This is a genomic window from Arthrobacter pascens, from assembly GCF_017052465.1.
GTDB lineage: Bacteria > Actinomycetota > Actinomycetes > Actinomycetales > Micrococcaceae > Arthrobacter > Arthrobacter pascens.
Window position 1 is genome coordinate 1 of record NZ_JAFHKT010000125.1, and the last position, 2,503, is coordinate 2,503.

Below are 2,503 nucleotides of genomic sequence, written 5' to 3' on the forward strand. Positions count from 1 at the left end.
CAGGAGATTGTTTCGTCGCTTGCCGCCCGGGCAGCATCCGCCACCGATAGCTAAGGCACTTTACTCACCATGCCAGATACCTTGAACGGCCGAAGGACTGCGTTCCGGAGCGGGAATCCGTTGCGGGATCCGCGGGACCGCCGGCTGAACCGTATCGCGGGTCCGTCCTCGCTTGTGCTCTTTGGAGTCACGGGTGATTTGGCCCGCAAGAAGCTCATGCCCGCCGTGTATGACCTTGCCAACCGTGGCCTGTTGCCGCCGAGTTTTGCCCTGGTCGGTTTCGGCCGGCGGCAGTGGGATAACGAGGAGTTCGCCGCGGAGGTGAAGGACGCGGTGAAGGCGTACTCCCGTACCGCGTTTGATGAGGCGGTGTGGAACCAGCTCTCGGAGGGCATCCGTTTCGTGCAGGGGGAGTTCGACGACGATGCCGCCTTTGAGCGGCTCGGTGAGACGATCGCTGAACTCGACGAGCACCGCGGCACCCGCGGGAACCATGCGTTCTACCTGTCGATCCCGCCGAAGGCCTTCGAGCAGGTTTGCCGGCAGCTCTCCAAGCACGGGCTGGCGCAGGCCGAGGGTGAGAAGTGGCGGCGGGTGGTGATCGAGAAGCCGTTCGGGCATGATCTGGCCTCGGCCCGGCAGCTGAATGACATTGTGGAGTCGGTGTTCCCGCAGGATGCGGTGTTCCGGATCGATCATTACCTGGGCAAGGAGACGGTGCAGAACATCCTGGCGCTGCGCTTCGCGAACCAGCTGTTCGAGCCGTTGTGGAACGCGAACTATGTGGACCATGTCCAGATCACGATGGCCGAGGACATCGGTACCGGTGGCCGGGCGGGGTATTACGACGGGGTGGGTGCGGCGCGGGACGTGATCCAGAACCACCTGCTGCAGCTGCTGGCGCTGACGGCGATGGAGGAGCCGATCTCCTTCAACGCCGATGACCTGCGCACCGAGAAGGAGAAGGTCCTCGCCGCGGTGCGGTTGCCGGAGGATTTGTCCACGCATTCGGCGCGCGGGCAGTTCGCCGGCGGCTGGCAGGGCGGGGAGCAGGTGCTGGGCTACCTGGAGGAAGAGGGCATCCCGGCCGATTCCACCACCGAGACCTATGCCGCGATCCGGGTGGACATCAACACCCGGCGCTGGAACGGGGTGCCGTTCTACCTGCGGGCCGGCAAGCGGCTGGGCCGGCGCGTGACCGAGATCGCGGTGGTCTTCAAGCGCGCCCCGAACCTGCTGTTCCGTGACCACGGGGATGATGACTTCGGCCAGAACGCCGTGGTGATCCGGGTCCAGCCCGACGAGGGCGCCACGATCCGGTTCGGGTCCAAGGTCCCGGGCACCCAGATGGAGGTCAGGGACGTGACCATGGACTTCGGCTACGGGCATTCCTTCACCGAGTCCAGCCCGGAAGCCTACGAACGGCTCATCCTGGACGTGCTGCTCGGCGAGCCGCCGCTCTTCCCGCGGCACGAGGAAGTGGAGCTGTCCTGGAAGATCCTGGACCCCTTCGAGGAGTACTGGGCCGGGCTCGGGGAACAGCCCGAACCCTACGCCCCCGGCAGCTGGGGCCCGGCCTCGGCCGATGAGCTGCTCGCCCGTGACGGACGCACCTGGAGAAGGCCATGATTGTAGACCTGCCGAACACCACCACCTCCACCGTCTCGAAGAAGATCATGTCCCTGCGCGAGCAGGGCGGCGTGATCGCGCTGGGCCGGGTGCTCACCCTCGTGGTGGTCACCAAGTCCGGGCTGGAAGAGGAAGCCATCGAGGCCGCGAACGACGCCAGCCGGGAACACCCCTGCCGGATCATCGTGCTCGCCGACGCCGGCTCCGCGGCCCCGAACCGGCTGGACGCGCAGATCCGGGTCGGCGGGGACGCCGGGGCCTCCGAGGTGATCGTGCTGCGCGGCTTCGGGGAACTCGCCGAGGAAAGCGAGTCCCTGGTCGCGGCGCTGCTGCTGCCCGACGCCCCGATCGTGGCCTGGTGGCCGCACGGCGCGCCGAAGAACGCGTCCGAAACCTCCATCGGCCGGATCGCGCACCGCCGCATCACCGATTCGGCGAACGAAGCCGAACCCCAGGTGGCGCTGGAGAACATCCGCAACACCTACAAGGCCGGCGACACCGACCTCGCCTGGACCCGCCTGACGAACTGGCGCATCCAGCTCGCCGCGGTGCTGGACCAGGTCGACTCCTCCCCGGTCACCGCCGTCGCCGTCGAAGGGGCCTCGGACTCCCCGTCCACCATCCTCCTCGCGGCCTGGCTCACCCTGTCCCTGGACGCCCCCGTGACCATCGTCGCGGACCCCGCCGGGACCGGCATCCGCCGCGTCCGCCTCACCCGCGCCAGCGGAGACGTCCAGCTCTTCCGCCCCGGACTCTCCATCGCCGAACTCACCCAACCCGGCCAGCCCGCCCAACGCATCTCCCTCCCCCGACGCAGCCTGCGCGACTGCCTCGCCGAAGAACTCCGCCGCCTCGACCCCGACGAAGTCTTCGG

At 67.9% G+C, this 2,503-nt stretch carries 2 protein-coding genes; both read left to right on the forward strand.

The window, feature by feature from the left end; all coding sequences use genetic code 11:
• The first annotated feature begins 69 nt into the window (after positions 1 to 69).
• Positions 70 to 1,629 carry a glucose-6-phosphate dehydrogenase gene (gene zwf, locus JYA52_RS07490; protein ID WP_205652575.1) on the forward strand — a complete coding sequence of 520 codons (1,560 nt, stop codon included), beginning with the start codon at positions 70 to 72 and terminating at the stop codon, positions 1,627 to 1,629.
• Positions 1,626 to 2,503 (forward strand): glucose-6-phosphate dehydrogenase assembly protein OpcA (locus JYA52_RS07495; RefSeq protein ID WP_205652576.1); only part of this gene is annotated, 878 nt, incomplete at its 3' end. The genes zwf and JYA52_RS07495, both read left to right, overlap by 4 nt.

Coding starts and splice junctions, on each gene's coding strand:
- zwf (WP_205652575.1), top strand. CDS start 70: ATGCCAGATACCTTGAACGGCCGAAGGACTGCGTTCCGGAGCGGGAAT.